The sequence below is a fragment of the Pseudomonas sp. K5002 genome (assembly GCF_013386655.1).
Lineage (GTDB): Bacteria > Pseudomonadota > Gammaproteobacteria > Pseudomonadales > Pseudomonadaceae > Aquipseudomonas.
Genome location: NZ_JACARK010000616.1, coordinates 1 through 857, shown reverse-complemented (window position 1 = coordinate 857; position 857 = coordinate 1). Strand labels below are relative to the sequence as shown.

The window sequence follows — 857 nt, the reverse complement described above, 5'->3', positions numbered from 1 at the left end:
TCCTGATGCTCACCGCCCGCTGCGAACCTACCGACCGCATTATCGGCCTGGAACTGGGGGCCGACGACTACATGTCCAAGCCCTTCGAGCCCCGTGAACTGGTGGCGCGCATCCAGACCATCCTGCGCCGGGTGCGGGATGACCGCACCGAGCAGCGGGCGAATATCCGCTTCGACAACTGGCGCCTCAACAGCGTGCTGCGCCAGCTGGTGGCCGACGACGGGCTGGTGGTGCCGCTGTCCAACGCCGAATTCCGTTTGCTGTGGGTGTTTATCGAGCGCCCGCGCCGGGTGCTGAGCCGCGAACAATTGCTGGACGCGGCCCGGGGTCGCTCCATCGAGGCCTTTGATCGCAGTATTGACCTGCTGGTCTCGCGCTTGCGCCAGAAGCTGGGGGACGACCCCAAGGCCCCGCAGTTGATCAAGACCGTACGCGGTGAAGGCTACCTGTTCGACGCCCGAGATATCGGCTGATGCGCAACGCCTTCAACACCCTGTTCGGGCGGCTGTTCGGTGTGTTGCTGGTAGCGATTGTGCTGGCCCACGCGCTGGCATTCTTCTGGTTTCACCATTATGGCCCGCCGCCCCCTCCGCCCCACGAGACCTTCATCGAGCAACCGGACGGCAGCCTGACGCCAATGCCCAAGGAGCATCGCCGTCCCTGGTTCGGCGGGCCTGTGGTGCCGCTGACCTTCCAGTTTATCTCGCTGATCATTGCCGCCTGGTACGGCGCCAAGCTGCTCAGCCGGCCAATCCAGCGCCTGAGCGCCGCGGCCGAGCGCCTGAGCCTGGACCTCGACAGCCCACCGCTGAACGAGTCCGGCCCACGAGAGGCGCGGCAAGCGGCATCGACCTTCA

The 857-nt window shown here is 65.8% G+C and carries 1 protein-coding gene and 1 pseudogene; both read left to right on the top strand.

Annotation, left to right across the window (positions count from 1 at the left end; translation table 11 throughout):
• Window positions 1–473: winged helix-turn-helix domain-containing protein (locus tag HX846_RS24800; protein WP_178966284.1), on the top strand; the 473-nt coding region annotated here is incomplete at its 5' end.
• A pseudogene (locus HX846_RS24795) lies at window positions 473–857 on the top strand (two-component sensor histidine kinase); the annotation flags it as partial. The gene HX846_RS24800 and the pseudogene HX846_RS24795, both read left to right, overlap by 1 nt.